Below are 3,952 nucleotides of genomic sequence, written 5' to 3'. Positions count from 1 at the left end.
CCTCGGCGGCGCGGTCACCGCGGAGAGCACCCAGGGTCAGGGCAGCACCTTCACCCTCTACCTGCCCGTGACCCGCGGCGACTGGGAGACGAAGGCCCTCACCGCCGCGCCCGCGGAGGCCACGCCGGCCACCGCCGCCCACCCGGCGGCGGGCACTCAGGCCGCCCGCCCCACTCAGGAGACGCCGCAGAAGCGCCGGCTGCTCGTGGTCGAGGAACGCGCGCGTGGCCTGCTGTCGCTGGTCGCCGAGAGCGCCGTCGCCGATCTCGCCGGCAGCCGGGACCTTCCCAAGGGCTCGGCCGAGATCGAGGTCATCACCGCGGTCGGTGCCCGGGAAGCGGCGGAGAGCCTGGCGGCGGGGCCCTTCCACTGCGTCGTCCTGGAACTGGACATGCCCAGGGACGAGGCCCTGCGGTTCCTGGACGCCATGGAGGGTGACGCCGCCGTGACGACCGTCCCCGTCCTCGCCCACAACAGCCGCCGCCTGGATCCCGCGCACGAACAGAAGCTGCAGTCCCGTTCGGGCACCCGGCCGCTGGAATTGATCTCCAGCCTCGACGAGCTGCGCGAGCGCATCGCCCTCCACCTGTCCGCGGAGCAGCCGGGGGACGTGGTACCGCTCGTACGGGCCGAGGAGGCCCGCGAGAAGCCCGCCCAGACCGTCGACGGCAGCCTCGCCGGACGCACGGTGCTGGTCGTCGACGACGACGCCCGCAACTTGTACGCCATCAGCGGCATCCTGGAGCTGCACGGCATCCATGTGCTGCACGCGGAGGACGGGCGGAAGGGCATCGAGGCCCTGCGCGAGCACCCGGAGATCGACCTGGTCCTGATGGACGTGATGATGCCCGAGATGGACGGCTACGCCGCGACGTCCGAGATCAGGCAGGATCCGGGATACTCCGCCCTGCCCATCATCGCGGTGACGGCCAAGGCCATGCCGGGCGACCGGGAGAAGAGCCTGGCCTCCGGTGCCAGCGACTACGTCACCAAGCCCGTCGACGCCAACGACCTCATCGCCTGCATCGGACGGTGGCTCGATTCCTAGGACGCCGGAGCACCGCCGTACGCTTCCCCACGCACCACCCTCACCGCCGAACGAGGAGTCAGCAGCACCGTGAGCACTCCGGAGCACGTCGAAGAACCCGTCCCTGGCGACGGGCCGCTCCGGCCTTCTCGCTCGGTCCCCGCCTCCCGCACTCCCGCCTCCTTCACGCGGCACCCCGCTGCCGAGGCGGAAGCGACGGGGGTGGGGAGGCTGGCCGCCACGGTGGAGCGCCTGCGCCGCGAGATCCGCGCCGCTCAAGCCGCAGCCGACGGCCGGGCGTTGCTCGAACTCGCCAAGGGCGTGCTGATCGAGCGGTTGCAGTGCGGCCCCACCATGGCCGCACACCAGCTGGCCGCGCTGGCGGACGAGGCAGGCGTCTCCCAGTTGGAGCTGGCCGCCGACATCATCAACCAGGCGGCCCGCGATCACGTCACCGAGGTCGCCACCGATTTCGTGAGCAGGACCAGCGGCGACACGGGCACGGCCGACGACGGCGCCTCCGTCGGCGTGCGCCTGCGCACGGCGGAGAGCGGTGCGCTGGCCGCGGGCGACACGCAGGCCGTGGCCCAGTCCCTGCTGGAGCACGCCCTGACGCCGCTGGGCGCCAACGCCGTCGCGGTGTGGATCGCCGGATCCGACGCGTCGCTGACCCTCGCCGGGCACGCGGGCTTCACCCCGGAAGAAGCCGACCGCTGGCACTACGTACCGCCGGGCGTCTCCACGCTGGCCCGCCAGGCCCTGATGGAACGAAAAGCCGTCCACGTGGCCTCCCTGTCCGCGGAAGGACTGCCGTCCATAGGGGCGGCGCAGCACCCCGGCGGCGGCCGGATGGCGGTTCCGGCCGGCACCGGTGGCCGCGTGCACGGGATCCTGGAGATCTGCTGGCCGGGACGGCTGGAGCCGCAGCCGCCCCAGATCGTCCGTCAGGTCGAGGCACTGGCCGAGCTGTGCGCCCACACCCTCGAGGGCCTCACAGGTGTGAGCGTCTCCTCTCCCTCGACGGACTGGCTGTCCAGGCCCGATCTGTCGGAGCTGGTGGACCTGGCGGAGGGCCTGTACGACCCGGCCCTGGTGCTGACTCCCCACCTGGGGCCCGACGGTGTCCTCGTCGACTTCCGCATCCACCACGTCAACAGCCATTTCGTCGACCCGGCGGGCCGTCCGCGCAACGCGGTGAGCGGGGCGCTGCTGCTGGAGGCCTACCCGATGGCCGTCGGCGGCAGCGAGCTCTTCGAGGAGATCGAGCGGGTCTTCGCCACGGGCAGGCCGTTCCGGGCCCAGCGGATGACGCTGACCGCTCTGGTCGACCAGGTCCCCCTCGCGGCGGTCGCCGACATCAGCGTCAGCCGCCACGGCAGCAGCGTGCTCCTCATCTGGCGGGTCGAGGACGAGGCCGCGCGCCTCGCCCATCTCCTCCAGCACGCCCAGCGCCTGGGCAGGATCGGTGGCTTCGAGGAGAACATCGCCACGGGCGAGATCACGTGGAACGATCAGCTCTTCGACCTGTACGGCCGGCCGCACACCTCGCCGCCCGTGCCCCTGGAAGCCCTGTCGTCCCACGCCCACCCGGACGACGCCGTGGCCATCGGCCGATTCCTCCGCGCCGTGCTGCATCACCGCCGGCCAGCGTCGGCCGCCTTCCGGCTCCAGCGTCCCGACGGCATCACCCGGCACATGCGCGTGATCGCCGAACCCGTCCTCGACGCCCACCACCGGCTGCTCGCGGTACGGGGCGCGTACCAGGACATCTCCGCACAGCACTGGACGGAAGTGGCACTGGCGGCGACCCGCGACCAGCTGGCGCACACCGAACAGCAGGCCGCCGAACGCAACCGGCTGACCCTCCAGCTCCAGCACGCCATCATGCCGCCCGCACACGCGCTTCCCCTGGACAGCCCCGGCCTGCAGATCGCCGTACGCTACCGGCCCGCCGAGTCGGAGTCCATGGTGGGCGGGGACTGGTACGACGCGGTGGTCCTGCCGTCGAAGCAGATCATGCTGTGCGTGGGAGACGTGGCCGGCCACGGTATCGAGGCGGCCACGAGCATGGTGGTCCTGCGCAACGCCATGCGCGGTCTCGCCGTGACCGGGGCCGGCCCGGCGCAGTTGCTGTCCTGGCTCAACGTCGTGGCCCACCACCTGACCGACCACGTCACCGCCACGGCGGTATGCGGCCTGTACGACCCCGAGAAGCACACCCTGCGCTGGGCACGGGCCGGTCACCTGCCTCCGGTCCTCATCCGCGGCCGGAAGGCGACACCTCTGCGCACCGTCAGCGGAATCCTTCTCGGTGCGCTCGCGGAGGCCTCGTACGAGGAGGACGAACTGCAGATGGACCCAGGTGACACCCTCCTGATGTACACCGACGGACTGGTCGAGCGCCGCGACGAGGCGGTCCAGGACTCCCTGGCCCAGCTGTTGGCACACGCCCGGATACCGAGCGCGACGCTGGAGCAGCAGCTCGACGGTCTGCTCACGCACAGTACGTCCGACACCGACGACGACACCTGCCTCATCGGTGTCCGGGTCGTGTGACCGCACCGACGGCAGGCCGGGACACCGATGCGTGCCGGGTCCGCCCGCTCCGCCCTGCCGTCACGGCCGGGCGGCAGGGCAGCAACCGGCGCCCGCACCGCCCGCCCGGCGAGCGCCGTGTCCCGGTCGGGCCACCGGTGCGTCGACAGCCTGTCGTTGTCGTGTGCCGGGCGGCGTCCGGAACCGACGCTGCGAGCGGGCTGGCAGGATGCCTGTAGGTGATCTTCGGCCATCCCGGCCGGCCACCCCTGCGTGGTTGTCGCCCAGCGGTACAAGGAGGGGTCCGTGTCCCAGCGACTGACAAGGCCGTTGCGAACCGTCCCGGCCGAGGACGGCCGTTCCGACGATGCTCCGAGCCCCGGCCGGGAT

At 72.2% G+C, this 3,952-nt stretch carries 2 protein-coding genes; both read left to right on the top strand.

Going from position 1 to position 3,952, the window contains the following annotated elements; genetic code table 11:
- Window positions 1-1,048, top strand: a 1,048-nt coding sequence (locus IH00_RS37100) for an ATP-binding response regulator (protein WP_031070884.1), incomplete at its 5' end; no start/stop codon positions are given.
- Window positions 1,049-1,117: 69 nt separating this feature from the next.
- Window positions 1,118-3,583, top strand: coding sequence for a SpoIIE family protein phosphatase (locus tag IH00_RS0107405; RefSeq protein ID WP_052411238.1), 2,466 nt, complete (start codon window positions 1,118-1,120; stop codon window positions 3,581-3,583).
- The last annotated feature ends 369 nt before the right edge of the window (window positions 3,584-3,952 follow it).

Source organism: Streptomyces sp. NRRL S-118, from assembly GCF_000716335.1.
Taxonomy (GTDB): Bacteria; Actinomycetota; Actinomycetes; order Streptomycetales; family Streptomycetaceae; genus Streptomyces.
Note: the sequence above shows the minus strand (reverse complement) of the source record. Positions and strands in the feature narration are given on the sequence as shown.